This window comes from Bacillus sp. SIMBA_008, from assembly GCF_046535495.1.
Lineage (GTDB): Bacteria > Bacillota > Bacilli > Bacillales > Bacillaceae > Bacillus > Bacillus subtilis.
In genome coordinates this window covers 1-235 of sequence record NZ_JAWRWL010001295.1, presented here as the reverse complement: position 1 = coordinate 235, position 235 = coordinate 1, and the positions used below count along the sequence as shown (strand labels likewise).

Sequence of the window (235 nt, the reverse complement as noted above, 5' to 3'; positions counted from 1 at the left end):
CGGCAACAACGGTTACAGCGCGGCCGAGGAACTCGTTGAAGGCATCGAAAGCATGCAGCTGCTGTTCGGCCTGGACAACAATGCGGTCATCACGCCCGCCTCACCGCCCACCGGCAACATCACCACGCAGGCCATTGCCAGCGGTGTGACCACCGCCGCCAATGCCAGCGGCGCCGGAGAATGGCGGCGTGTCGGCCAGGTGCAGGTCGGCATCCTGGCCCGTAGTCCGCAGCCC

At 66.8% G+C, this 235-nt stretch carries 1 protein-coding gene; it reads left to right on the top strand.

Annotation, left to right across the window (positions count from 1 at the left end; genetic code table 11):
- Positions 1-235, top strand: a 235-nt coding sequence (locus SB658_RS27615) for a PilW family protein (RefSeq protein WP_410603767.1), incomplete at both ends; no start/stop codon positions are given.